The sequence below is a fragment of the Pseudomonas sp. E45-MNA-CIBAN-0222 genome (assembly GCF_040310405.1).
GTDB lineage: Bacteria > Pseudomonadota > Gammaproteobacteria > Pseudomonadales > Pseudomonadaceae > Stutzerimonas > Stutzerimonas stutzeri_AC.
This window is the reverse complement of record NZ_JBEOPU010000211.1, coordinates 1-243: the sequence shown is the minus strand read 5'-3', so window position 1 is coordinate 243 and position 243 is coordinate 1. Positions and strand designations below refer to the sequence as shown.

Here is a 243-nt window from a genome sequence, read left to right as displayed (position 1 = left end):
CCATATGGGGCTCGAAGACGGCACCCGTGAAGTCGGCTTCGGCGACCTGCCGGCTTACGCCTGCGGCGGTACTCACGTGCAGGCCCTGAGAGAAGTGGGCAAGGTGACAATCCTCGCCCTGGCCGAGAAAAAAGGCGTGCTGTCGGTGCGCTACAGCATTGACTGAACCGCTTCCTGTCAACGACAGGCAACAGCGCCGAGGACCGACGGAGGGCTGCGGTACATCCAGGCGCACCATGAACC

General features: G+C 63.4%; 1 pseudogene. It reads left to right on the top strand.

Going from position 1 to position 243, the window contains the following annotated elements:
• Positions 1–166, top strand: a pseudogene (locus AAEZ08_RS23365) (alanyl-tRNA editing protein); the annotation flags it as partial.
• Positions 167–243: the final 77 nt, after the last annotated feature.